A 23,273-nucleotide genomic window follows, 5' to 3' on the forward strand; every position below is an offset into this window, starting at 1 on the left:
CCGAGCGGTGTGACCTCGCCGACGCTCAGAGGTCCGCGACGTCGTCGATCATGACGGTGTCGTGCACCGGGGGCGGCAGCTTCTGCGGGCTCGCCGAGCGGCTCAGACGGGCGCCCGTGTGCGCACCACAACCATGGGAGAACGCCACGACGCGGCCGTCGTCGTTGGCCATGCCGTTCGCGCAGACGCCGAAGCGATCGGCCAACGGTCCGGCCAGGCTCACCAGGAAGCCACACGAGTGGCACGTGCCGGGCGCCTGCTTGGCGATGGGGGCGTCCGGGCCCTGGTCGCCCTCCTGCCACCGCTGGGCAGCCAGGTCGCGGCCCTCGAGCGAGAGCACCCACTCGCGCCCCAGACCGACCTCGCGGGCGTAGACACGATCGAGCGTCTCCAGGTGGTCGCCCGCCGACCACCCCGGGACGAGGCGAGCATCGTCCTCCTCGGGCGGGAGGACGTCCCCGGGGCTCAGGTCGCCGGGCTGGATGCGCTCTCGGTACGGAGTCCAGTCCGGGGCCACGAGAGCGCCCTCGCCGGGCAGCAGCACGACGTCGTTGACGGTGACGTGCTCGTCCTCAGGCCCGCGGGAGAGGCTCACCGCCCAGGTCCACCCCCGGTACCCGGGCTGGGTGCAGACGAACAGGTGCGTGAGGAGGCGCTCGCCGTCGTCCACGGCGCGGAGCTGTTCCCCGACGGTGCCGGCATCGGCGACGTCGTCGAGCGCGGCCCGGGCAACGTCGGCGGCCTCGGCGAGCACGGCATCGATGGTCATGCCCCGATTCTCGCCCATGTCGCGGCCTGGCGCCTGCCCGGGGTGGGGCAGGATGGGCCCATGCCCGACCACGACACCGCCGGCGACGGGTCCGGCGGCTGGGAACGACTCGAGCCCCCCTCGCGCTCCTCGGCGGGCGACCCCCCGCCGGAGCCCCCAGAGGAGAGCACAGAGGACGGCACCGAGCCGGCGGGACGCCGCGGCTCGGCCGCCTCCCGGACCGCCGGGGCCGCGCGCCGGCTCTCCACGGGCACCGGTCGGCTCGTCGCCCGGGGCGGCACGGGCGCGTTCACCGGCGCCCGCCGCTTCACCCACTCCGGCGGGGCCGGGGAGAGCGGGCTGTCACGGCTGCTCGAGCTGCACGCGTTCAACACCGCCGGAGACGCGGCGATCGCGGTCTCGCTCGCGGGGACCCTGTTCTTCACCGTCCCGACGGAGCAGGCGGCCGGACAGGTGGCGCTCTTCCTCGTCCTGACGATGCTGCCGTTCGCCGTCGTGGCGCCCCTCCTCGGACCGTTCCTCGACCGCTTCCGGCGCGGACGGCGCTGGGCCATCGGCAGCACGCTGGCCATCCGGGCCTTCTGCTGCTGGGTGCTGGCGAGCGCGGTGGTCGATGAGTCCCCGGCCTTCTACCTCGCTGCCCTGGGCTGCCTCGTGGCGTCCAAGGCCTACGGCGTCACCCGGGCCGCCACGGTCCCGCGACTGCTCCCGACCGAGTTCACCCTCGTCAAGGCGAACTCACGCATCTCCCTCACCGGGACCGGGGCCGCAGCCATCTCGGCCCCCATCGCCGTCGGTGCCGCGACGATCGGTGCTCCGTGGTCACTGCGGTACGCCTTCCTGCTCTTCGTCATCGGGACCATCCTGGCCGTCCTGCTGCCGCCGCGGGTCGACTCCAGTGCCGGAGAGGAGAGCGTCGACCTCGCCGAGCTCGGCGGCCGTCGGCGCGGCATGGCGATCACCCGGCACGTGGTGGACGCCCTGCGCAGCAACGCGGGGCTGCGCCTCATCACCGGGTTCCTCACCATCTTCATGGCCTTCACCCTGCGCGACCCTCCGGCCTCCCTGGGCTGGGGTGGCAACGCGACGGTCCTCATGGCGCTGGTCATCGGGGCCGCCGGGGCGGGCAACACCCTCGGCATCGTCATCGGCAACCTCACCAGGTCACGCAGCCCGCACCGGGTGGTGCTCGCGGTGCTCGTGCTGGACGTCGCCGTGCTCGTCGTGACGGCACTGTTCTTCGTCTGGCCGGTGGCTGCGCTGCTCGGGCTCTCGGCGGGTCTGTGCCAGTCCCTGGGCAAGCTGAGCCTCGACGCCCTCATCCAGCGCGACGTGCGCGAGGAGGTCCGCACGAGCATGTTCGCGCGCTCGGAGACGCTGCTGCAGCTGTCGTGGGTGATCGGCGGCCTGATCGGCATCGGACTGTTCACCGCGAGCATCGACGTCGCGGTGGCGATGATCGCCGTGGCGGTGCTCCTGCTGGCCTGGCTGGCCTACGTCGTCCGCGACGCCTACGTCACGCGGGACCAGCAGGCCTGACCGCCGCCGGCAGACACTGCCTAGGCATCGAGCTCGGTGGCGAGGCCGCGCAGCAGCTGGGCCACCGGCCGGGCCGCCTTGCGGTCGGGGTGCCGGCCGTGCCGATACCCCTCACCGAGGCCGTCCAGGACCCGGATGAGGTCCTCGACGATCGTCACCATCTCCTCAGGGTCCTTGCGCTTGGCCTGCGCCTGGGGACGCGACACCGTCCCGCTGCGCTCGAGCACCCGCACCTGCAGCGCCTGGTCCCCGCGACGTCCCTGGGCCACGCCGAACTCGACCCTCGTGCCGGACTTCAGGGCCTCGACGTCGTCGGGCAGCGCGTCCGAGCGCACGTGGACGTCGCCTCCCTCGTCGGAGGTGATGAAGCCGAAGCCCTTCTCGGCGTCGTACCACTTGACCTTGCCCGTGGGCATGAGCGTGTCCTTCTGTCGCGGGGGTTCTTGGCCCCACCCTAGTGCGACGTCGGGCCAGGGACCTTCTCGGAGGTCGGCGGGCCCTCCCCCGCAGCCCGGGCCGACGGCGCGGGCTGGGCCGGTGGCGCGTCGGCGGGCGTGGGCTCCTTGGGCACCGCCGGCTGCTCGATGGTGTTCCACTCCGAGTCGAACGTCGCCTCGATGTGCTGGAATCCCTTGTGCCGCTGGGCCTTGGCGTACATCGTGTAGGCCTTCTCGTCGGCCCGCGTGAGCTGGACGTTGTCGGTGAAGGGGGTCAGCAGCGCCCTGGGATACAGCCGGCGGCGCAGCACCACGTTCACCTCCAGGCCCATCACGGCGATGATCGCGGCGACGAACAGGAAGGCGACGAGGCCGAGGACGAGCGCGAACGTCTGGTTCATCTGGCTGGCCCGGCCGATGACCCCCGTGACGTATGCGTTGCCACCGAGCTGCAGCAGCTGCCACCCGAGCGCCGAGACGACCGCCCCGGGAAGGACCGCGCGGGTGCCTGCTCGGCCGGCGCTGACCAGGCGGAACAGGCCGACGAAGATCCCGATCGTCAGCACGAGCACCACCGCGCGGACGCCCCACTGCACGAGAGGCTGGTCGGAGCTGCCCAGGATGTCGATGTTGGCCAGGACCGACGTGGCGCCCGCGAGGACCAGGATTCCCAGCCCGGCGATGGCGAGGAAGACGAGACTGCGCAACCGCATCAGGAACGGGTTGGCCCGGCTGTTGCGCGGGACCGCCCAGGCGATGTTGGCCGCGTTCTGGCTGGCCTGGCCCAGCCCCATCGAGCCGTACAGCGCCGCGATGGAGCCGGCGATGATCGCGCCCGTGCTGCCGCTGAGCCCCTCCGGCTGGCCGAGCTGGTCCCCCACGATCGGGAACTGCCCCAGGGCCGACTCCAGGAGCCGGTCCCGCAGCGTCGGGTCGCCGTCGAGGAAGAAGCCGAGGACCGAGGTCGAGATCAGCAGGATCGGGAAGATCGCGATGAAGCCGTAGTAGGCGATGATCGCCGCGAGGTAGGGGCCCTGGTCGTCGAAGTACTTGTAGATGACGGCGAGCGGGAAGCCGATGATGCGGTGGCGCCGCTGGAAGCGGTCCAGCACGTTGACGACCTTCACGGCTGCCTGCCCGTGGCCTCGGTCCGCCCGGCCTCGTCCGGGGCCCGGCGGCCATCGCGATGCGGGTCGTCGCTCGTCTGCACGATGGCAAGCCTGCCACAGCGCCGGAGGGCTGACTGGGCACGCGAGGCGCGCCGCGGGGTCAGTCGAGGTCGGGCAGCTCGCGCTTCATGACCTTGCCGGTGGGGTTGCGGGGCAGCTCGTCGAGGAACATCACCGCGCGCGGCACCGCGAACCGGGCGACGTGCTCCTTGGCGTGCGCCACGACATCGGCCTCGTCCAGCGACTCCCCGTCCTTGACCACGACGTAGGCGCCGAGCGCCTGGCCCCAGTCCGGGTCCTCGACCCCGGTGACGACGACGTCGGCGATGGCGGGGTGCTCGATGAGGGCGTCCTCCAGCTCACGGGGGAAGACGTTCTCGCCGCCGGAGATGATCATGTCGTCGTCACGACCGGCCACGAACAGCCGGCCCTCCTCGTCGAAGTAGCCGAGGTCGCCGGTGTGCATGAGGCCGTCGGCGAAGGACTTGGAGTTGCCGTCGGTGTAGCCACCGAACGGCATGTCGTTGCCGACGTGGATGACGCCGGTCTCTCCCTGGGGCAGCTCCTTGCCGGACTCCTGGTCGAGGATCTTCACCGTCGTGCGCCACGGCGGCCGGCCGGCGGTGCCGGGAGCAACGCGCAGGTCCTCGGGCGAGGCGATCGTGACCCAGCCGGTCTCCGTCGCGCCGTAGAAGTTGTAGACGGAGTCGGTGAACAGGTCCATGTAGTGGTTGGCGAGGTCGCCCGCCAGCGCCGAGCCGCTGCTCGCCGTGATCTCCAACGAGGAGACGTCCCGCTTCTCGATCGCCGAGGACGACGCGTCCACGAGCCGCTGGATCATCAACGGCACGACGACGAGGGCCCGTGCACGGTACGTCTCGATGTCCTCGAGCACCTTCTCCGGCACGAACTTGCGGCGCAGGACGTACGTCGGTGTCGTCGACAGGCCGAACCCGAAGTTGATCAGGCCCCAGGAGTGGAACAGCGGTGCCGCGAGGACCACCGTGGAGTTGCCGCGGTACGGGATGGAGCCGAAGTAGGCGAGCAGCGGCTTGAGGTCCTTGGGCTCCTCCCGTCGAGCGCCCTTGGGCAGGCCGGTCGTGCCCGAGGTGAAGATGATGATCTGTCCCGGCTTGGCCGACTTGGCGTGCGGGGTGTCCGGGTGGTCCTGGAGCAGGCCGGCCACCGTCGGCAGGTCCTCGGGCGCGTCGTCCCCGGCGTCCGCTCCCGTCCAGGCGAGCACGATCGACTCGCGGTCGATGTCCTTGGCGACCTCGAGGAACTCCGCGTCGATGATCGCCAGGCTGGCGTCCTCGCGCTTGGCGAGCTCCGTGAGCTGGCTCGCGCTGGCCATCGTGTTGAGCAGGAGCACGCGCCCGCCGGCCTGCATGATCGCCACGAGCGTCATCACCAGGAAGCGGTGGTTGCGGCACAGCACGGCCACCGAGACGTCGGGGCCCACGCCGCGGTCCTTCAGGGCCTGCGTCAACCGGTCGATGTCGGCCTTGAGCTGCGCCCAGGTGATCTCACCGGCGTCGTCGATGATGGCGAGCTGCTCGGGGCTCCGGGCGGCGGAGGCGGCCACGCCGGACGGGAGGCCCGGTCCCCAGGTCCGCAGGGCCTTGATCGCCCGGTAACCGCGGTGCGGCGCCACCGGCTTGAGGATCCCGATCCTGCGCAGGACCTTCAGCTTGAACCCGATGTCACCCATGTCGCTCCTCGCTCCGTGGTCCCGATCCCGACCGGACCCTGTTCGCCGAGCGCCGGACGTCGCGATCGTAACAGGGGTTTACAGACTCGTCCGCGCCGGCGACACCCCCTTCGCGGGGCTCAGGGCGCCCCGGCGGCGGCCAGCGTGCTCATCTCGTCCTCGGTGAACACCCGCGAGCGGATGATGAAGCGATGGCCCGTCGGACCTTCGATCGAGAAGCCCGCGCCACGCCCCGGCACGACGTCGATCGTGATGTGCGTGTGGGACCAGTACGCGAACTGCTCACGCGAGATGTGCACCGGGACGATGCCCTCGGCGTCCTCCTCGCTCGACCCGATGTCCAGGTCGCCCAGGTGGACGTCGGCGGCCCCGGTCAGGAACATGCCCTGCGTGTAGCACATCGGGGCGGACCCGTCGCAGCACCCGCCGGACTGGTGGAACATCAGCGGCTGGCCATGGGACGCCCGAAGGCTGCGGAGGAGGTCCGCAGCCTTCGGGGTCATGTCCACCCGCCGGACCGGGTCGTCAGCCGGTTCCGTCGAGTCGTGCGTCATGGTGATCCTTCCGGCTCAGAAGAATCCCTGGGCGTTCTCGGAGTACGAGACGAGCAGGTTCTTCGTCTGCTGGTAGTGGTCGAGCATCATCGAGTGGTTCTCGCGGCCGATGCCGGAGGACTTGTAGCCACCGAACGCGGCGTGCGCCGGGTACGCGTGGTAGCAGTTCGTCCACACGCGACCGGCCTGGATGTCCCGCCCGGCGCGGTACGCGGTGTTGGTGTCGCGCGACCAGACACCGGCACCGAGGCCGTACAGCGTGTCGTTGGCGATGCTCATCGCGTCCTCGTAGTCGTCGAAGCCGGTGACCGAGACGACCGGTCCGAAGATCTCCTCCTGGAAGATCCGCATCTTGTTGTGGCCCTGGAAGATCGTCGGCGCCACGTAGTAGCCGCCGGAGAGGTCGCCGCCGAGGTCGACGCGCTCACCACCGGTGATGATGCGTGCGCCCTCCTGCACACCGATCTCGAAGTAGGACAGGATCTTCTCCAGCTGGTCGTTGCTGGCCTGGGCGCCGAGCATCGTGTCGGTGTCCAGTGGGTTGCCCTGCTTGACGGCCTTGGTGCGCTCGGTCGCCGCAGGCAGGAACTGCTCGAGGATCGAGTTCTGGATCAGGCCGCGGCTCGGGCAGGTGCAGACCTCACCCTGGTTGAGGGCGAACATCGTGAAGCCCTCGAGCGCCTTGTCGTAGAACGCGTCGTCCTTGGCCGCGACGTCCTCGAAGAAGATGTTCGGGCTCTTGCCGCCCAGCTCCAGCGTGACGGGGATGAGGTTCTGGCTGGCCATCTGCATGATGAGGCGACCGGTCGTCGTCTCACCGGTGAAGGCGATCTTGCGGATGCGGCTGCTGGAGGCGAGCGGTGCGCCGGCCTCCGCACCGAAGCCGTTGACGACGTTGAGCACGCCCGCCGGGAGGATGTCGGCGATCAGCTCCATCAGCAGCATGATCGATGCCGGGGTCTGCTCGGCCGGCTTCAGCACCACCGCGTTGCCCGCCGCCAGCGCGGGGGCGAGCTTCCAGGTGGCCATCAGCAGCGGGAAGTTCCACGGGATGATCTGCCCGACGACGCCGAGCGGCTCGTGGAAGTGGTAGGCCACGGTGTCGTCGTCGATCTGGGAGAGGCTGCCCTCCTGCGCCCGGATGGCACCGGCGAAGTAGCGGAAGTGATCGACCGCGAGCGGAAGGTCGGCGGCCATCGTCTCGCGGACCGGCTTGCCGTTGTCCCACGTCTCACCGACGGCGAGCATCTCCAGGTTCTGCTCGATGCGGTCGGCGATCTTGTTCAGGACGACGGCTCGCTCGTTCACGGCCGTCTTGCCCCAGGCGGGGGCGGCGGCGTGCGCGGCGTCGAGGGCGAGCTCGATGTCCTCGGCGGTGGAGCGGGCGATCTCGCAGAACACCTTCCCGTTGACCGGTGACGGGTTCTCGAAGTACTGGCCCTTGACCGGCGCGACGTACTCGCCGCCGATCCAGTTGTCGTAGCGGGACTTGTAGGTGACGACGCTGCCGTCGGTTCCGGGTGGGGCGAAGACGCTCATGGGGACTCCTCGAGGCATAGGGGGAACACGTGCACGTGACGGTAGTCACAGGGACGTTGCAACGACGTTGTCGTGGCTGAACAAGCACTGACGACGATCCCCACCAGTGACCATGCGACCTGGACGCAGGCTGCGCACGAGGCATCCGACGCGTTGGCGGCGCGGACCCTACCTACCGAGCTGACGCCCGGGGAGCTCGCGGCCGCCTCGGACATGCTCGCGCGCTCGGCGCGCGTATGAGCGACGGCGCGACGATCGACCAGCTCGCCGGCCAGCCGGCCGCGCAGCGTACGCCGGTTCCGGCGGGCCGAACGAGATCCACGCAAGAACGAGCAGCACGGGGTCACGACGGCCGCGACGTCGGCCGATAGGCAAGGGGAACCCTGAGCGAGCAGATCGAGGACGCGACCGATGACGCGCTGGGATGCAATACCCCCGCCACGTTGATGGCCGCTGCCCTGGTGGCCCGTCGGCTCGCGGATGAGCTGCGGGGCCCAGGTCGAGCAGCGGCGCCTGGTCCAGGAGGCCGAAGCGGCGCGCCTGCAGGAGTGATTCGTCGCGCAGCAGAGCGCTGCTCGCGCCCAGGTGCAGGGCACCGACGAGCGGTGGATGCAGAACGCTTCCCCCGAGGGCGCCGCCCAGGCATGGGCGACGGATCGGGCCTAGTCACAAGTCAACCCGTCCTTCCATGAGGACGAGGAGCGTCTTCGTTGGGGCATTTCGGAGCGGTGGGGGTTGACGTTCGGGTCGACGGCGACGAGACCAGTCTGCAACGTGGGGCCGATGTCGAGCAGCAAGGCCCGCAGCGAAGACGCCCACCGCAGTGGCGACCAGGTCAGCGCTGGGGCCGTCCTGTCCGACACGGGTGCGGAGGTTGACGCACTGGGGCCGACACACTACCGCAGCCAAACCGAGGCGCACGACGCTGCCGACCTGGATGCATCGGCCGACCGGCGGGTTATGACAACGAGCGACGCGCAGCCCTCGCCGAACGCGCACGAGCCGGCGGCGCTGACGTCGACGCCGCCGAGAGCCGAGTACGAGCCGCCACCGCCAAGCCGATTAGGGACGCCACACCGGCCGGACGCAGAAGAGGGTCCGACGGCGCGGTGCAACGAGCCAGCGGACTCGCAGCGACCAGTTGAGCGCTGCCCCCTCAGCCCAGCTCGAGGGTGTATCCGAAGATGTTGAGCGCAACGCTGATAGGGACGTAGATGAGCGTGGAGTAACAGGAGGGAGAGACATCGGGATTGTGGGTGCCGCACGACGTGTAACTAGTGTCACCAGCGAGAATGACGCCTCGAGCCTCCTTTCCTCCGTTGGAGTAGGTGTCATAGACAGCTCCACCGCTGTCACCGCTGGCCACCATGCGATTTCCGCCGCTTCGCACGGCGACGTAGAACGCGCCCGAGAGACCGGGAACCATGACTGAGTCGTTGGTGATGGTGCCGCAGTTCGTGCCGGACGTGGCCCCGGACCCGCACACGCTGTCTCCGATGTAGTTGCGGGCCCAGTTCTTCACCCCGCGGTACTGCCCTGAGTTCCACGCTCCGACGTAGACCTTGCCTGCAGTGGCCGGCGACGCGGTGGGATCTATGCCTAGCGCATCAATCGTTGGCCGTTCGTGTACGTTGCTGCCCGGCGCGATGCGACGGTCACCGTTGTCAACAGGACTGTTCTTCTTGTTGCAGTGGTAGGCAGATAGCAGTCGACCGGCACCCCCGATCGTCGCCGCGAACCCTGTGCTGCAGGCGTTTGTCTGGGATGAACCAACATTGTAGGTCCGAATCCCACCCTTCCAGGGTGAAAAGTCGTTGACCCGTGATGAGAGGAACTCGACTCCGACCTCCACCTCGTTGAATCGCAGCGCGGACTCATCGAGTCGCGCCACGTCGGCCATCCTCTGCCGCAGCGCCTGACTTAACCCGTCCGCGCTCTTCTTTACGTTGACCTCGATCCCGCCGCCTCCGGGCTGCGCCGCCGTCGTCGTGATGCCCCACTTCGTTGCGTCCGGATGACTGCCGAGCCTGTGCGCGGCGTCGCGAGCCTCTACCTTGGAGTATCGCGCCCCCTCCCGAAGGTCGATCTTTACTCCGTAGGGAGACTTGGCAAAGCGATCGCGGAGGTCAGCGGGAGCCTCACCCTTCCAGTACACGGTGATCTGGTTGTTCTTCTGATCAGTGATGAGACCAGCTAGACCTCGGCCTTCGCCGTACGCGCCGATCTGATCAGCCACGAGGGAGAACGCTTCGCTTGCGTCGGACAGGTCGCGGTCGAACTCCAAGTACTGCTTCGCGGCCGGGCTCTCGGCCGAGACCTCGGGTGGCGGCTTGAGCACTCCAAGCGGCCCGGCCGAACTAGACCCGCCGGGGCCTCCCGGCTCGTTCGGCGCCGCGTACGTCGCGCTGACCATCAGCGCTAGGACAGCCGCAGTCACCCCGATGCTCTTCAGTCCAGACCTCATCTCCATGAAGAAGCTCCTGTCTCATGTGCCACGAACCTAGTTCTGAAAGACGGTGCCTGTCACGGGCAAAACGGATGATTCAGACGTTCATCCGAGGCCGTCGTATCTAATCTGCAGGCTCGAAGAACCCGACAGCCGACTCGTCGGCGGGGATAATGCGTGCTCTCTTCGCGTCGTGGGCCCTACTTGGAGAGCAGCCCTTGAACCGTCCGCGAGGGTCGGTGAGAACGTTCATGTGGTAATCCGCTTGGTCGTGGAGCCAGGCCGAGATGCCAGGGGCCGCCTCCCGGCGCAGCTTCAAAGGAGCGGTGCAGCGCCTCGATGCCGAGGATCGCGGCGGGGTGGCGCCCACAACTCGGGGCACCAGATACGGGAGGAGCCGCTGACGTCGACCCAGCAGATCTCGGTCAGGAACTCGACCACGACGCGTCCAGAGTCGCGTACCGCGGCGGCGGTGGATCATCATCGTCTGATGGAGGCACCGTGGGTTCCTCGAGGTCGCCCTGCGTGTCAGGGTGAGTTGAGGTCCGCGCCGATCACGTCGACCGGCTCGGTCACGGGATCCTCGCCGTCATCCCACTGCCGCTGGTGTGCTCACGCTGTGGTCTGAGGGTTGTGGGTGGCGATGGAGGCCTGCGCGACGCTGAGGTCGCGCCCCTCGTGGGTCAGCCGGCGAGCTCGCGATCGAGACGCTCGACCTGCCCCACGACCTGGGCGTACCGCGGCGACGAGGCCGGCAGGACGGCTAGGACGTGCTGCCAGATCGCCAGGTCGTCCCGGCCGTGGGGGGTGTCGGCGAAGGACAGCGTCGCGTCGGGGTCGTGGCCCGAGAGCAGGGCCGAGCGCACCCGCTCGTGGACGTCGTCACGCAGGTCCGCGACGCCCGGGGCCTGCGACGACGGAAGGACGGGACCCCGGTAGTCCGCGACGGCCTGGCGCAGGTGTCCCGCGGCCAGATGCTCCAGGACATCGGTGACGTCGGTGCGGACCGCGTTCTCCAGCCGGTACGGACGGGACGCCAGCCGCAGGGGCCCGAGCACCGAGCGCAGCCGGGACAGCTCCGCACGGATGGTGACCGGCGCCTGCTCGTCGTCGCTGAGCCCCAGGCCGAGCTCTGCAGCGGTGAGTCCGTCCGGCGCCTGCGCGATGAGCACCAGCAGCTCGCTGTGGCGCAGGCTCAGCCGCGAGGAGGTGGGACCGGACCGCAGGAGGGCGCCGTGGGTCCCCAGGACGTCCAGCCGAGGGGCGGACCAGCCGGCGCTGGTCACGCGGGAGGACGTCTGGCCGCCCAGGCGGGCGATCCTCAGCTCGGCCTCCACCGCCGCCACGGTGGCCCGCACGAGCGAGAGGCTCTGCGTCGTGGCGACCTCGGGGCCGCCGGTGAGGTCGAGGACACCGAGGATCGCGCCGTTGTCGGGATCGTGGATGGGGGCCGCCGAGCAGCTCCACGGAGTGACCGGCCGCGCGAGGTGCTCCGGCCCCAGGATCTGCACCGGCCGATCCAGCGCCAGCGCCGTGCCGGGCGCGTTGGTGCCGGCGCTGTTCTCGCTCCAGTCGGCGCCCTCCACGAAGTGCATGCCCTCCGCGCGGGAGCGCAACGAGCTCGCCCCCTCCACCCACAGCAGCTGACCGGCCGCGTCGCTCACGGCGACCAGGAGTCCGGCGTCGCCGGCGCTCTCCACCAGCAGCTTGCGGATGACCGGCATGCCCGCGGCGAGCGGATGCGTCTCACGGACCTCGGCGAGGGCGTCGTCGTCCAGGGCGATGCCCGGCAGGTCGATCTCCGGGTTGAGGCCGCCGTCGATGCTGCGACGCCAGGAGTCCAGCACGAGCGAGCGCAGCGCGGGGTCGGCACGACCCGAGCTGACGAAGTCGTCGTGAGCCCGGTGCAGGTATCGCGTCAGCCGGTCCGGGTCCGCGCCCGGAGGGACCGCGAAGTCGTCGCTTCGCCCCATGGTCGGAGTGTACGTGACCCGCGTCACGCGCACCGGCCATGCGTGCGGCGGTCACGCGTCCGGTCAGGTGACGATGGCGCTGACGGGCAGGCCGGAGTCAACCGGCAGGTCCAACGACGACGGAGGCGTCCCGCGCCTGACGACCTCGGCGCCCAGCGCGGCGACCATGGCCCCGTTGTCGGTGCACAGGTCCGGCCGAGGGATCCGGACCTCGACGCCGGCGGCATCGGCACGCTCGCGCACCATCTCGCGCAGGCGGCCGTTCGCGGCCACGCCGCCGCCCACGACGAGGGTGTCGACGTCGTGGTCGCGGCAGGCCTGGATGGTCTTGCGGGTGAGGACGTCGACGACGGCGTCCTGGAAGGATGCCGCCACGTCCGCGACCGCGACGTCCCGCCCTGCGGCCTGCTCACGCTGCACGTGCCTGGCGACGGCGCTCTTCAACCCGGAGAAGGAGAAGTCGTAGCGGTACCGCTCGGCGTCCTTGGCCGCCGTCAGCCCCCGCGGGAAGGCGATCGCCGTGCCGTCACCCTCGCGGGCGACCCGATCCACGTGCGGCCCGCCCGGATAGGGCAGCCCGAGGAGCCGGGCCACCTTGTCGAACGCCTCACCGGCCGCGTCGTCGATCGTGGTGCCGAGCATCGTGACGTCGGACGCGAGGTCGTCGACGAGCAGGATCTCGGTGTGACCGCCGCTCACCAGCAGGGCAGCGACACGGCGGTCCAGCCGCCCGTGCTCGAGCTGGTCGACCGCGACGTGCGAGACGAGGTGGTTGAGCCCGTAGAGCGGCTTGTCGTGGGCGAGGGCGAGCGCCTTGGCGGCGGCGACCCCCACCAGGAGCGCGCCGGTCAGACCCGGCCCGCAGGTGACCGCGATCGCGTCGACGTCCTGGACCCGGACACCGGACTCGGCGTAGGCCTGCTCCAGCGTCGGGACCATGGCTTCCAGGTGGGCCCGGCTCGCGACCTCCGGGACGACCCCGCCGAAGCGGACGTGCGCGTCGACGCTGGAGGCCACCGCGTGGGCCAGCAGCTCGGTGCCACGGACGATCCCGACACCGGTCTCGTCGCACGACGTCTCGATGCCGAGGACGAGGGGTTCGCTCACCGCGCCATCGTCTCATCCGGGTCGAGCCGCGCAGAACTGCGAGTGGCGCAAACCCGGTCCCGAGTGGCGCACATTCGCGCGACACACCGTCCCAGAATCGCGAAGCTGCGCCACTCGGGGAGGTCGGGAAATCAGTCGGTAGAGCGGGCGGCGCGTCGAGCTGCCTTGGCGGCCTTCTCCTCGGCGTCCAGGCGGGCCGCCTCATCGGGCGTCGGCGCGAGACCGCCGTACCGTGCCGGCGCCCACCACTGGCCCTCGGGCGGGATCGGGTACTCGGTGATCGCCTTGTCCAGCAGCGCCGACATCGCCTCGCGAAGCCGCGCCGTCTCGGCGACCGGGTCCTCACCGGTCACGTCGAGAGGCTCGCCGACGTGCAGCCCGATGGTCTTGCCGCGGCCGAGGATGTCGGGCTCGTGGTCCTTGGTCTTGAGCAGCTGGGTCCCCCACGTGACCATCGGGACCAAGGGAACGCCCGCCTCGGCCGCCATCCGCACGGCCCCGGTCTTGAGCTCCTTGATCTCCATGGACCGGCTGATCGTGGCCTCGGGGAAGATCCCGACCACCTCTCCGGACCGCGCGTACTCCACTGCCCTGCGGTAGGACTCCTCGCCGTTGTCGCGGTCGACCTCGATGTGGTGGAAGGAGCGCATGAGCGGCCCGCCGATCGAGTGGTCGAACGCTTCCTTCTTGGCCATGAAGCGCACCAGCCGCTTGCTGGGCTGGGTGGCGAGGCCGTCGAAGACGAAGTCGGTGTAGCCGATGTGGTTGCACGCGAGGATCGCTCCCCCACGCCGCGGGACGTGCTCGGTCCCGGACATCTGGAACCTCATCCCGAGAACACGGAACAACGTCTTGGCCGTGACGATGACGACGGGGTAGGTGATGTCACGCATGCGGTCAGGGTAGTGGACACCTGTGCACCCAGCCGAGCGTCGGCCCACCCCCCGGCCGAGGGGTCAGGACTGGTCGGGCGTGCTGTCCCCGGCGAGGTCCTCGGGCTCGTCGTCACGGACGCGTACTGCGGCCTCCTCCGCGCTGGCCGCGGCCCCGTCGATGCCGACGTCGTCGCCGACCAGGGACTTCTCGGTGTCCTCCGCGAGGCCCTCGTCCGGCGCGACCAGACGACCGGAGCGCTCGTCGCCCACCTCGTTGCCGACGGGCGCCTGCGCGTCCTCGTCGCCGTAGGGATCGGGCTCCGGGACCTCCTGGGCCAGGCGCTGGTCGAGGTTCTCGCCCTGGGCCACCTCGCTCGCGGTGGAGCCGAAGCCCTCACCGGGGCCCCAGTTCTCCGGAGGCGAGTAGCCCTCGTCGAGGACGTCCTCGACACCCCGGTCGACGAGCGTGTCGTCGGGCTGGAGCTGGTCGAGGTCCTCGGACTGGTCGTGCGTCGTGGCATCCGGCTCGATGGGTGACTCGCTCATGTGACCACCCTGTCACGCCGGGTCCGGTACGCAACCACACCGACGGCGACGACGAGGACGACGGTCACCACGGCCAGCACGACCGCCTCGTCCCGATCGTTGCCGGCCCGCGTCGCCGCCAGGAAGACTCCCGCCCCGATAGTGCTCCAGATGGTGGCCCAGATGGCAGCGCCCGGCAGCAGCCCGAGCAGGTAGCGCGGAAACGTCATGCGACTCAGGCCGGCAGCGGCGTTGACCACGGTCTGGGCCCCGACGGTCATGAAGCTGGCCGTGACCACCGGCGGCCCCCAGCGCTCCACCCGATCCATCGCCCGTCGCACCCGTGGGCCCGGCTCACCCCGCCGCAGCAGACCCGCGGCGACAGCTCGCCCGATCCCGTAGGTCGCACCGGCACGCAGCAGCACGATGGCGAACAGCGTCGCCCACGCCCAGGCCCACGGCCAGGAGGTGATCTGCGCCATCAGGTCGCTCACAGGGCACGCTCCATGACGAGGGCATCGACACCGCCGGGGTAGTAGCGACGGCGCGTCGCGATGCGCACGAACCCGGTGTCCTCGTAGAGCCGGAGGGCGGGGTGGTTGTCCTCGGCCACCTCGAGCAGGATGCGTCGCGCTCCCGCCTCGCGTGCCCGGACGGCCACGTCCTCCAGCAGCGACCGTGCCACCTCGGCGTTGCGTGCCTGTGGGCGAACCCCCAGCCGGGTCAGGTCGGCGGCGTCACCGGACACGGCCACGCTCGCCCAGCCCTTCAGCGGTGTGCCGTCGGCCACCAGGACGATGCGCCCGTGGGCCGCCAGCTCGGACTCGACCGCGGCGGCCGACCAGGCGTGCGTCCCGAACGCCGCGGCGTCGACCTCGGCCAGCGCGGCCGCGTCGACCGGCGCCGCCGTCCTGGTCGTCATCACTCGGAGAGGTGGGCCGGCGCCACGGCTCCCGGGACCACGAGCGGCGCCGCGGGCTTCGCGTCGGGACGACGCAGGTACAGGGGCTCCAGCGGCAGCCGGGCAGCGCGCCCGGTGGCCACCAGGTCGGCGAGGAGCGCCGCGGAGGGGTCGAGCGGGGCGTCCTCGGGGGTGACCCTCCCGAGGACGTCGGCGTAGAGGTGCGCGCCGCGCCCGACGACGGGCAGGTCCGGGTGCAGGGTCGCCACCGTCGCCGGCTTGTCGACGTGCGGGCCGTCGATCCGGCGGCCGTCGGCGTAGTGCGCCCAGTAGACCTCCTTGCGCCGAGCGTCCGTGGCGACCACGTGCTCGTCGGACCGGTCCGGGGCGACGGCGTCGAGCGAGCACACACCGTGCGTCGTGAGCCGGAGCGTCGAGGCCAGGCTCAGCGCCGTCACGACGCCCACCCGCAGGCCGGTGAAGGGACCCGGGCCCACCCCGACCGCGATGTCAGTCAGCTCGCCGACCGCGCGGCCCGCCGAGGCGAGGGCGTCTCGGATGGCGGGAGCCAGGAGCTCGCCGTGGGCCATCGCTCCCTCGCCGCGCGCCTCCCCCACGATCCTCGTGCCGTCGTGCACGGCGACGGTGACCACGGGGCCGGCGGTGTCGAGGGCGAGCAGCAGCACGACATGAGCCTAGTCCTCGCTCGCGAGTCACTCCCACGGTGCCGTGAGTCACTTCCGCCCAGCGAGCCCGACCGGAGTGACTCCCGAGAGCACGGGAGTGACTCGCGAGGGCGAGGGAGTGACTCGCGGGGCCACCGGAGTGACTCGCGAGGGTCAGGAGAGCAGGGTGGAGCGCAGGGGGACGTCCACCCAGCGCGGGCCGTGCGGCTTGATCGTCACGACCCGGGGCTCGGCGTCGTCGTCGCCGCCCTCCCCGTGCGTGCCGTCGGCCTTGGTGCCGAGCGGGTCGATGGGGCGGGCGCCGCGCACCTCGATGGAGAGGGACAACCAGCTCTCGCTCAGTTGCTCGGCCAGGCCGGTGCCCCACTCGACCACCGTCACCGCCTCGTCGGCGGTGGCGTCGAGGTCGAGGTCGTCGATCTCCTCGGGCCCGCCGAGCCGGTAGGCGTCGACGTGGACCAGCGGGGGCCCCTGCTCCAGCGATGGGTGGGTGCGCGCCAGCACGAAGGTCGGCGAGGTGATGGGACCGCGCACGCTCATCGCATCACCCAGGCCCTGGGTGAACGTCGTCTTCCCGGCTCCGAGGTCACCGGCGAGGACCAGCAGGTCCCCGGGCCGCACGAGCTGCGCGACGCGGGCAGCGAGGTCCTGCATGGTGTCCGGGGTCGGCACCTCCCGAGCCAGCCACAGCGTCTTGCCGAACTCGATGAGCGGACCGTCCTGGCTCACCGGGTGGTACTTGCGACGGCTCCAGAACTGGATCGTCTCGGGCAGCTCCTCGCGCACGTGCAGCCAGATGCCGTCCTTGCCTCGCTCCTCGGCGGTGTCCTCCGCGACGCCGACCATGGCCGACGCGACGCCGCGCGACTGGATCTCCGGGTCCACCGCGACCCGCCGCAGGCCCAGCTTGTCCGGTCGGGACTCATCGAAGAGCAGAGCGCCCATCGGCAGCCCGCGCCGCTCCACGAGCAGGCCACCTGCATCCGCCAGCACCTCGGCCACCGACTCAGCCGTCTCGTCCATCGCCGTCGACGGCGGGTCCAACGTGGGCCGGCTGCCGAAGGAACGCCGGATGATGTCGACGATGGCGCCCGCATGCTCGGGCCCGGCGTCGATGACGTCGAGCGCCCTCATCGCATTCCCCCCACGCCGGGTTCGAACACCGCACACGACACAGCGTGCTCGGGTCCGGCGTCGATGACGTCGAGCGCCCTCATCGGACCTTCTCCACGAGCTCGGCGAGGACCTCGGTCACGCGCTCGTGCTCCTCGAGCATCACCATGTGGCCGGCACCCTCGACGACGACCAGCCCGGCGCCCGGGACGGCCTCCGCCAGCCGCCGGCTGTGCTTGAGGGGGGTGAGCATGTCCTTGGTCCCGCAGACGACGACGGTGTGCGCCTCCCCCAGGCCGGTGAGCCCCGTGGTGACGTCGAGCGCGGTGAAAGCCGGGTAGAAGTCGAGCAGCACGTGCGTCGGGGTCGCGAGGATCATCTCGTCGACCATGTCGACGTGACGCTCGTGCGCGTCCGGACCCACGGCCCAGCGCTCGATCACCGAGTAGCTGTTGAAGGAGCGCCCCCAGTCCAGCACGGCGCCACTCATCCGCAGGACCGGCGCGAGCCGCTTGAGACCGGGGCTCCCGCGCAGCAGCCGCCCAGAGCTGGTGCTGAGCAGCGCGACGCCGACGACCCGGCCCCCGAACAGCTCGGGGTGGTCCGCGGCGAGCTGTTGGATCGTGATGCCACCCATGGAGTGCCCCACGAGCACCACCGGCCCGGTCGGGACGATCTCGTCCAGCACGTGCAGGAGGTCGTCGGCCAGCTGCTCGAAGGTCGCGGCTCCCGGCTTGGACCGTCCGGACCCACCGTGGGACCGCAGGTCCATGAAGACCATCCGGTGCTCGTCCCGCAGGGCGAGCCGCTGGTAGTGCCAGGTGTCCATCGAGCAGAGCCAGCCGTGCACGAAGACGAGGGTGGGGGTGTCGGCAGTGGCATCAGGGGGGCCGGCATCGACCTCGACGTCCAGGGCGACCCCGTCGGAGGCGGTCACGGTGTGCTGCGTGCCTCGCACGGACCCGAACTCCACGTGCTCCCCGCGACGGGAGCGACGCCGGCCACGCTGGCGGGTGTTGAGGACGCGGGCCGCGACCCCGGCCGCGACGAACGCCCCGGCGGTGGAGGCGAGGACGGCGGCGCGCTGTGTGGGCCGGACCATCATGCTCCTCGGTGACTGCGCTGGATGCGGCCGCCGAGACGGGTGACGACCTCGTACCCGATCGTACCGGCGGCGCTCGCCCAGTCGTCGGCGGTGGGTTCACCGTCGTCCCCCGGACCGAACAGGGTGACGACGCCACCACGGTCGGCCGGGGCGTCACCGAGGTCGACGACCAGCTGGTCCATGCAGATGCGACCGACCACGGGCACACGGCTCCCACGGGCGGCCGCCTGCGCCCCGCCGGAGGCCGCGCGCAGGACCCCGTCGCCGTACCCGAGGGGCACCAGGCCGAGGGTGGTCTCCCGGTCCGTGGTCCAGGTGTGGCCGTAGGAGACCGACGTCCCCGCGGGGACGCGCTTGACCGCCGCGAGCCGGGCCCGCAGTGTCAGGACGGGCCGCAACGGGACGTCGTGCTGCAGCTGCGGGTTCGGCGCCAACCCGTAGGAGGCGATGCCGGCGCGGACCAGGTCGAGGTGGGCGCTGGGTCGCGTCAGCACCGCTGCGGAGTTGGCCATGTGCCGCAGGCCCGGCTCGAGGCCGGCGGCGAGCACGTCGTCCAGGGCCGCGCGGAAGGCGGTCTCCTGGGCGTCGTTGGCGGGGTGGTCGGGCTCGTCGGCGCACGCGAAGTGGGACCACACGCCCGTGACCTCCAGCCGACCCGACGCCTGCCCGAGGGCGGCAGCGGTGACCAAGGCGTCCCACTGGGAGCCGAAGGCGCCATTGCGGGAGAGCCCGGTGTCGACCTTGAGCTGGACGCGCGGCCGGGTCGGCGCACTCGCGACGATCTCCTCGAGCTGCTCGACGGACGACGCCGTGACCTCGACCCCGGCCCGCACGAGCGGGGCCCAGTCACGCCTCGGCGTCGACAACCAGCACAGGACGTCGCCCGTGTCGCCGCCGGAGCGCAGCGCCAGGGCCTCCTCGGGCGTGGCGACCCCGAGCCACGTCGCGCCTGCCTCCCGCGCGGCCCGGCCGACCTCGAGCATCCCGTGGCCGTAGCCGTCGGCCTTGACCACGGCCATCAGCTGGGCGCCGGGGGCGCACGCGGCGAGAGCCGCGAGATTCTGGCGGTAGGCGTCGAGGTCGACGACGGCCTCGGCCTGCGGGGGCATCGTCGTGCTCACTCCCCCACACCCGGTCCCCGCAGGAATCCCGCGAGGGTGCGCGGCAGCTCCCGGGCGACGTCGGAGGCGACGATCGGGCCACCCGGGTTGGCCGTCTCGGCGGCACGGCCGTGCAGGAAGGCCGCGAGGGAGCCTGCGTCGAGGGGGTCGAGACCGCACGCCAGCAACGAGCCGGCCAGGCCGGCGAGCACGTCGCCGGCTCCGGCGGTCGCCAGCCACGGGGTGCCCGAGAGGTTGACGCGCACGGGCCGCTCCCCCGGCGCGACGACGAGGGTCCGGCTGCCCTTGAGCAGGACCGTCGCCCGCCACCGCTCGGCGGCGACGCGCGCGTGCCGCAGGGGGGCAGCCTCCACGGCCTCCCGCTCGACCTGCAGCATCGCGGCGAGCTCGCCGGCGTGCGGGGTCAGCAGGGCCGGACCGGGGAGCGTCGCCGGCAGGTGGGCCAGTCCTCCGGCGTCGACCACTACCGGGACCCCGTCATCGAGAGCCATGGCGAGGTGGTCCGCGACGTCGTCGCCCGCGCCGGGGCCGACGACCCACGCCTGCACACGCCCTCGTCCGGCGACCACCTCGGGCGCGCGGTCGACGACGCGTGCCGAGAGCGCCGCGGAGCCGAGGAAGCGCAGCATCCCGGCGGCCCCGGCCTGCGCTCCCGCGACGCACAGGTGGGCAGCCCCGGCGTACTGCTCGGAGCCGGCAGCGATGCCGATGACGCCGCGTGAGTACTTCTGGTCGGCACGGCCCGGGCCGATCGCGGTGTTCCAGCCGGGGCCGTCGGCGTCCTCGATCGCCTCGACCGCCGGCGTCGACAGGTACGGCCCCAGCCCGATGTCGACGACTCGCGGCGGGCCGTCGCCCCCGGAACCTGCGGCCGGGTCCACGAGCGAGCCGACCTTGTGCGTGCCGAACGTGACGGTGGTCGTGGCTCGCACGTGCGGACCGTCGAACCCAGCACCGTCGACGTCGATCCCCGAGGGCACGTCGACGGCGACGACGTGGGGGCGATGCTCATCGATCCACGCCGCCCACTCGACGGCCCGGTCGGGCAGGCCGGGCCTGGCCCCGATGCCGAGCACGGCGTCCAGGACGTGGCGATGTCCTGCGGGGGCGTCCACGAGACGTGCACCGGCCGCCCGTGCTGCAGCGAGTCCGGCATCGTGCACCGTGCCGGGGTCGAGCAGGCAGAGGTCCACCCGGACGCCTCGGTCGAGCAGGTGCACGGCTGCGAACAGCGCATCCCCTCCGTTGTTGCCGGGCCCCACGAGGACCAGCAGCACCTCTCCGACCGGCACGTCTCCCAGCGCCTCGGCCAGGCCACCCGACGCTCGGCGCATCAGCTCACCCTCGGGGAGCTCGGTGGCCAGAGCCTTCTCCGCCGCGCAGACGTCGGCCACGGTGTGGGCCCGCAGCATCAGCCGGTACCCTCGGCCACGACGAAGGCCGTGGCCACGCTCGTGTCGTGGGAGATCGACAGGTGCAGCACCAGGCCGAGCTCCTCGACCCTGTGCCGGGCCGTTCCGTGCAGGGCGAACGACGGCGCCCCGTGCTCGTCGGTGACGACCTCGATGTCCTGCCACGACAGGCCGGCCGGCGAGCGCAACGCCTTGACGAACGCCTCCTTGGCGGCGAAGCGGCCCGCCAACGACTCGGTGGACCGGCCGGCCTCCTGCTGGGTGAACAGGCGGGAGGCGAGCTCGGGGGTGCGCTGCAGCGAGGCGGCGAAGCGCTGGAGGTCGACGACGTCGACCCCGATCCCGACGATGCCGGTCGTCACGGGACCCCTCACTCCACCGTGACGGACTTGGCGAGGTTGCGGGGCTGGTCGACGTCGTGGCCGAGCAGCCCGGCGAGCTCGCACGCGAAGATCTGCAGCGGCACCGTGGCGACCAGGGGCTGCAGGAGCGTCGGCACCTCGGGGAGCCTGATGACGTGGTCGGCGTAGGGCACGACGTCGTCGTCGCCGTCCTCGACCAGGACGATCGTCCGCGCACCGCGGGCCCGGATCTCCTGGATGTTGCTGACGATCTTCTCCTGCAGCTGGTCGCGCGCACGGGGCGGGACCACCACGAAGACCGGTACGCCCTCCTCGATCAGTGCGATGGGGCCGTGCTTGAGCTCACCGGCGGCGAACCCCTCGGCGTGGATGTAGGCGAGCTCCTTGAGCTTGAGCGCGCCCTCCAGCGCCACGGGAAAGCCGACGTGCCGGCCCAGGAACAGGATCGAGCGGGAGTCGACGAGCTCGGCGGCCAGCGTGCGGACCTGGTCGGCGTCGTCGAGCAGTCGCTGGATGCCGGCGGGGATCCTCTCCAGCTCCGCGATGATCGCGCCGATCTCGTCGCCGTACTTGGTTCCCTTGACCTGGGCCAGGTACAGGCCCAACAGGTAGCAGGCGACGACCTGGGCGAGGAAGCCCTTGGTCGAGGCGACCGCGATCTCCGGCCCGGCATGGGTGTAGATCACCGCGTCGGACTCGCGCGGGATGGTGGAGCCGTTGGTGTTGCAGATGCTCAGCACCCGCGCGCGCTGCTGCCGGGCGTAGCGGATGGCCTGCAGGGTGTCCATGGTCTCGCCGGACTGGCTGATGGTCACCACGAGCGTCGAGCGGTCCAGGATCGGGTCGCGGTAGCGGAACTCCGAGGCGAGCTCCACCTCGCAGGGCACGCGGGTCCAGTGCTCGATCGCGTACTTCGCGACCATCGCGGCGTAGAAGGAGGTGCCACACGCGATGACGATGATCTTGTCCACGTTGCGCAGCTCGTCGTCGGACAGCCGCATCTCGTCCAGCTGCAGGAGCCCTGCGGCGGAGTGCCGTCCGAGCAGGGTGTCGGCGACGGCCTGCGGCTGCTCGGCGATCTCCTTGAGCATGAACCAGTCGAAGCCTCCCTTCTCGGCCGCGGAGACGTCCCAGTCGACGTGGTACTCGGTGGTCTCGGCAGGACGGCCGTCGAAGTCGGTGACCACGACGTCGTCGCTCGTGATGGCCACGACCTGGTCCTGGCCGAGCTCGATCGCGTCGCGGGTGTACTCGATGAAGGCGGCGACGTCGGAGCCGAGGAAGTTCTCGCCGTCGCCCCGACCGACCACGAGAGGCGAGTTGCGGCGGGCGCCCACCACGACGTCGGGCTGCTCGGCGTCGGTGATGACGAGGGTGAACGCGCCCTCCAGACGCCGGCACACGGCCCGCACCGCGTCGGGCAGGGCAGTACCCTCAGCTTCGTCGCTTGACGCGACGGGTGTCCGGTCGAGCTCGTCACGCAGCAGGTGGGCGACGACCTCCGTGTCGGTCTCCGAGAGCATCTCGTGCCCGCTGCTCTCGAGCTCGTCACGCAGGGTGGCGAAGTTCTCGATGATGCCGTTGTGCACGACGGCCACCCGGGACCCGGCGTCCAGGTGCGGGTGGGCGTTGCGGTCGTTCGGGGCGCCGTGGGTGGCCCAGCGGGTGTGGCCGATGCCGCTGCCGACGGTGGGCAGCGAATGCTCGGCGAGGATGCCGTCGAGGTTGACCAGCTTCCCGGCCTTCTTGGCCGAGGCGATCCGCCCCTCGTGGGGGAGCGCCACGCCCGCGGAGTCGTAGCCGCGGTACTCCAGTCGACGCAACCCACCCATCACCACGTCGAGGGCGGACCGGTGGCCGACGTATCCGACGATTCCGCACATGCCTGCCAGCCTACAAGCGTCACCGGCGGGCAGGACGCACCGCTGC

The 23,273-nt window shown here is 71.2% G+C and carries 22 protein-coding genes; 1 reads left to right on the top strand and 21 read right to left on the bottom strand.

Features of this window, described 5'->3' with window-relative positions; translation table 11 throughout:
* Nucleotides 1-25 precede the first annotated feature (25 nt).
* Nucleotides 26-769, bottom strand: coding sequence for a DUF3027 domain-containing protein (locus ACHAAC_RS12860; protein WP_435716675.1), 744 nt, complete (start codon nt 767-769; stop codon nt 26-28).
* A gap of 60 nt (nt 770-829) precedes the next feature.
* Here ACHAAC_RS12860 and ACHAAC_RS12865 point away from each other — a divergent pair, with 60 nt between their 5' ends.
* The gene (locus tag ACHAAC_RS12865) at nt 830-2,308 is read left to right on the top strand and encodes an MFS transporter (RefSeq protein ID WP_435716676.1); all 1,479 of its coding nucleotides are present in this window, start codon (nt 830-832) and stop codon (nt 2,306-2,308) included.
* 20 nt (nt 2,309-2,328) lie between these two features.
* Here the strand turns inward: ACHAAC_RS12865 and ACHAAC_RS12870 are convergent, their stop codons facing one another.
* The 20 genes from ACHAAC_RS12870 to glmS all read right to left on the bottom strand — a co-directional run bounded on the left by ACHAAC_RS12870 (nt 2,329) and on the right by glmS (nt 23,227).
* Complete coding sequence (locus ACHAAC_RS12870; RefSeq protein WP_435716677.1) at nt 2,329-2,724, bottom strand: cold-shock protein; 396 nt, start codon at nt 2,722-2,724, stop codon at nt 2,329-2,331.
* Nucleotides 2,725-2,762: 38 nt separating this feature from the next.
* Nucleotides 2,763-3,872, bottom strand: coding sequence for a YihY/virulence factor BrkB family protein (locus tag ACHAAC_RS12875; RefSeq protein ID WP_435716678.1), 1,110 nt, complete (start codon nt 3,870-3,872; stop codon nt 2,763-2,765).
* Nucleotides 3,873-4,014: 142 nt separating this feature from the next.
* Entirely contained in the window at nt 4,015-5,625 is a 1,611-nt protein-coding gene (locus tag ACHAAC_RS12880) for an AMP-binding protein (protein ID WP_435716679.1), read from the bottom strand.
* 119 nt (nt 5,626-5,744) lie between these two features.
* The gene (locus ACHAAC_RS12885; protein ID WP_435716680.1) at nt 5,745-6,179 is read right to left on the bottom strand and encodes a DUF779 domain-containing protein; all 435 of its coding nucleotides are present in this window, start codon (nt 6,177-6,179) and stop codon (nt 5,745-5,747) included.
* 15 nt (nt 6,180-6,194) lie between these two features.
* A complete protein-coding gene (adh, locus tag ACHAAC_RS12890; RefSeq protein ID WP_435716681.1) occupies nt 6,195-7,718 on the bottom strand; it encodes an aldehyde dehydrogenase in 1,524 nt (507 codons plus the stop codon).
* 1,156 nt (nt 7,719-8,874) lie between these two features.
* Complete coding sequence (locus tag ACHAAC_RS12895) at nt 8,875-10,188, bottom strand: hypothetical protein (protein ID WP_435716682.1); 1,314 nt, start codon at nt 10,186-10,188, stop codon at nt 8,875-8,877.
* A 100-nt stretch (nt 10,189-10,288) separates the two neighbouring features.
* Nucleotides 10,289-10,648, bottom strand: a complete 360-nt coding sequence (locus ACHAAC_RS12900; RefSeq protein ID WP_435716683.1) for a DUF4913 domain-containing protein — start codon at nt 10,646-10,648, stop codon at nt 10,289-10,291.
* 199 nt (nt 10,649-10,847) lie between these two features.
* Nucleotides 10,848-12,137, bottom strand: coding sequence for a GAF domain-containing protein (locus ACHAAC_RS12905; protein WP_435716684.1), 1,290 nt, complete (start codon nt 12,135-12,137; stop codon nt 10,848-10,850).
* Nucleotides 12,138-12,200: 63 nt separating this feature from the next.
* Nucleotides 12,201-13,244 (bottom strand): tRNA (adenosine(37)-N6)-threonylcarbamoyltransferase complex transferase subunit TsaD, encoded by a 1,044-nt coding sequence (gene tsaD, locus ACHAAC_RS12910; RefSeq protein WP_435716685.1) that lies wholly within the window; start codon nt 13,242-13,244, stop codon nt 12,201-12,203.
* Nucleotides 13,245-13,375: 131 nt separating this feature from the next.
* Complete coding sequence (locus tag ACHAAC_RS12915; protein WP_435716686.1) at nt 13,376-14,137, bottom strand: lysophospholipid acyltransferase family protein; 762 nt, start codon at nt 14,135-14,137, stop codon at nt 13,376-13,378.
* 63 nt (nt 14,138-14,200) lie between these two features.
* Nucleotides 14,201-14,665, bottom strand: coding sequence for a DUF5709 domain-containing protein (locus ACHAAC_RS12920; RefSeq protein WP_435716687.1), 465 nt, complete (start codon nt 14,663-14,665; stop codon nt 14,201-14,203).
* Nucleotides 14,662-15,138, bottom strand: a complete 477-nt coding sequence (locus tag ACHAAC_RS12925) for a DedA family protein (RefSeq protein WP_435716688.1) — start codon at nt 15,136-15,138, stop codon at nt 14,662-14,664. Before ACHAAC_RS12925 ends, ACHAAC_RS12920 begins: the two co-directional genes overlap by 4 nt.
* On the bottom strand, nt 15,135-15,566 hold the full coding sequence (rimI, locus tag ACHAAC_RS12930; protein ID WP_435716689.1) for a ribosomal protein S18-alanine N-acetyltransferase: 432 nt from the start codon (nt 15,564-15,566) through the stop codon (nt 15,135-15,137). Before rimI ends, ACHAAC_RS12925 begins: the two co-directional genes overlap by 4 nt.
* On the bottom strand, nt 15,566-16,231 hold the full coding sequence (gene tsaB, locus ACHAAC_RS12935) for a tRNA (adenosine(37)-N6)-threonylcarbamoyltransferase complex dimerization subunit type 1 TsaB (protein WP_435716690.1): 666 nt from the start codon (nt 16,229-16,231) through the stop codon (nt 15,566-15,568). The genes rimI and tsaB overlap by 1 nt, the downstream gene beginning before the upstream one ends.
* 153 nt (nt 16,232-16,384) lie before the next feature.
* Nucleotides 16,385-17,365 carry a tRNA (adenosine(37)-N6)-threonylcarbamoyltransferase complex ATPase subunit type 1 TsaE gene (gene tsaE, locus ACHAAC_RS12940; RefSeq protein ID WP_435716691.1) on the bottom strand — a complete coding sequence of 327 codons (981 nt, stop codon included), beginning with the start codon at nt 17,363-17,365 and terminating at the stop codon, nt 16,385-16,387.
* Nucleotides 17,366-17,444: 79 nt separating this feature from the next.
* Nucleotides 17,445-18,446 carry an alpha/beta fold hydrolase gene (locus ACHAAC_RS12945; RefSeq protein WP_435716692.1) on the bottom strand — a complete coding sequence of 334 codons (1,002 nt, stop codon included), beginning with the start codon at nt 18,444-18,446 and terminating at the stop codon, nt 17,445-17,447.
* On the bottom strand, nt 18,446-19,570 hold the full coding sequence (alr, locus tag ACHAAC_RS12950; RefSeq protein WP_435716693.1) for an alanine racemase: 1,125 nt from the start codon (nt 19,568-19,570) through the stop codon (nt 18,446-18,448). Before alr ends, ACHAAC_RS12945 begins: the two co-directional genes overlap by 1 nt.
* Entirely contained in the window at nt 19,567-20,982 is a 1,416-nt protein-coding gene (locus ACHAAC_RS12955; protein WP_435716694.1) for a bifunctional ADP-dependent NAD(P)H-hydrate dehydratase/NAD(P)H-hydrate epimerase, read from the bottom strand. The genes alr and ACHAAC_RS12955 overlap by 4 nt, the downstream gene beginning before the upstream one ends.
* Entirely contained in the window at nt 20,982-21,344 is a 363-nt protein-coding gene (locus tag ACHAAC_RS12960) for a holo-ACP synthase (RefSeq protein WP_435716695.1), read from the bottom strand. The genes ACHAAC_RS12955 and ACHAAC_RS12960 overlap by 1 nt, the downstream gene beginning before the upstream one ends.
* Before the next feature lie 8 nt (nt 21,345-21,352).
* Nucleotides 21,353-23,227, bottom strand: a complete 1,875-nt coding sequence (gene glmS, locus ACHAAC_RS12965; protein WP_435716696.1) for a glutamine--fructose-6-phosphate transaminase (isomerizing) — start codon at nt 23,225-23,227, stop codon at nt 21,353-21,355.
* Between the last annotated feature and the right edge of the window lie 46 nt (nt 23,228-23,273).

It is taken from the genome of Aeromicrobium sp. CF4.19, assembly GCF_051262555.1.
Lineage (GTDB): Bacteria > Actinomycetota > Actinomycetes > Propionibacteriales > Nocardioidaceae > Aeromicrobium.

Excerpts from the sequence above, each read along its gene's own strand:
- ACHAAC_RS12860 (WP_435716675.1), bottom strand. The coding sequence starts at position 769 with ATGACCATCGATGCCGTGCTCGCCGAGGCCGCCGACGTTGCCCGGGCC.
- ACHAAC_RS12865 (WP_435716676.1), top strand. The coding sequence starts at position 830 with ATGCCCGACCACGACACCGCCGGCGACGGGTCCGGCGGCTGGGAACGA.
- ACHAAC_RS12870 (WP_435716677.1), bottom strand. The coding sequence starts at position 2,724 with ATGCCCACGGGCAAGGTCAAGTGGTACGACGCCGAGAAGGGCTTCGGC.
- ACHAAC_RS12880 (WP_435716679.1), bottom strand. The coding sequence starts at position 5,625 with ATGGGTGACATCGGGTTCAAGCTGAAGGTCCTGCGCAGGATCGGGATC.
- ACHAAC_RS12885 (WP_435716680.1), bottom strand. The coding sequence starts at position 6,179 with ATGACGCACGACTCGACGGAACCGGCTGACGACCCGGTCCGGCGGGTG.
- adh (WP_435716681.1), bottom strand. The coding sequence starts at position 7,718 with ATGAGCGTCTTCGCCCCACCCGGAACCGACGGCAGCGTCGTCACCTAC.
- ACHAAC_RS12895 (WP_435716682.1), bottom strand. The coding sequence starts at position 10,188 with ATGGAGATGAGGTCTGGACTGAAGAGCATCGGGGTGACTGCGGCTGTC.
- ACHAAC_RS12900 (WP_435716683.1), bottom strand. The coding sequence starts at position 10,648 with ATGATGATCCACCGCCGCCGCGGTACGCGACTCTGGACGCGTCGTGGT.
- ACHAAC_RS12905 (WP_435716684.1), bottom strand. The coding sequence starts at position 12,137 with ATGGGGCGAAGCGACGACTTCGCGGTCCCTCCGGGCGCGGACCCGGAC.
- ACHAAC_RS12915 (WP_435716686.1), bottom strand. The coding sequence starts at position 14,137 with ATGCGTGACATCACCTACCCCGTCGTCATCGTCACGGCCAAGACGTTG.
- ACHAAC_RS12920 (WP_435716687.1), bottom strand. The coding sequence starts at position 14,665 with ATGAGCGAGTCACCCATCGAGCCGGATGCCACGACGCACGACCAGTCC.
- rimI (WP_435716689.1), bottom strand. The coding sequence starts at position 15,566 with ATGACGACCAGGACGGCGGCGCCGGTCGACGCGGCCGCGCTGGCCGAG.
- tsaE (WP_435716691.1), bottom strand. The coding sequence starts at position 17,365 with ATGAGGGCGCTCGACGTCATCGACGCCGGGCCCGAGCATGCGGGCGCC.
- ACHAAC_RS12945 (WP_435716692.1), bottom strand. The coding sequence starts at position 18,446 with ATGGTCCGGCCCACACAGCGCGCCGCCGTCCTCGCCTCCACCGCCGGG.
- ACHAAC_RS12955 (WP_435716694.1), bottom strand. The coding sequence starts at position 20,982 with ATGCTGCGGGCCCACACCGTGGCCGACGTCTGCGCGGCGGAGAAGGCT.
- glmS (WP_435716696.1), bottom strand. The coding sequence starts at position 23,227 with ATGTGCGGAATCGTCGGATACGTCGGCCACCGGTCCGCCCTCGACGTG.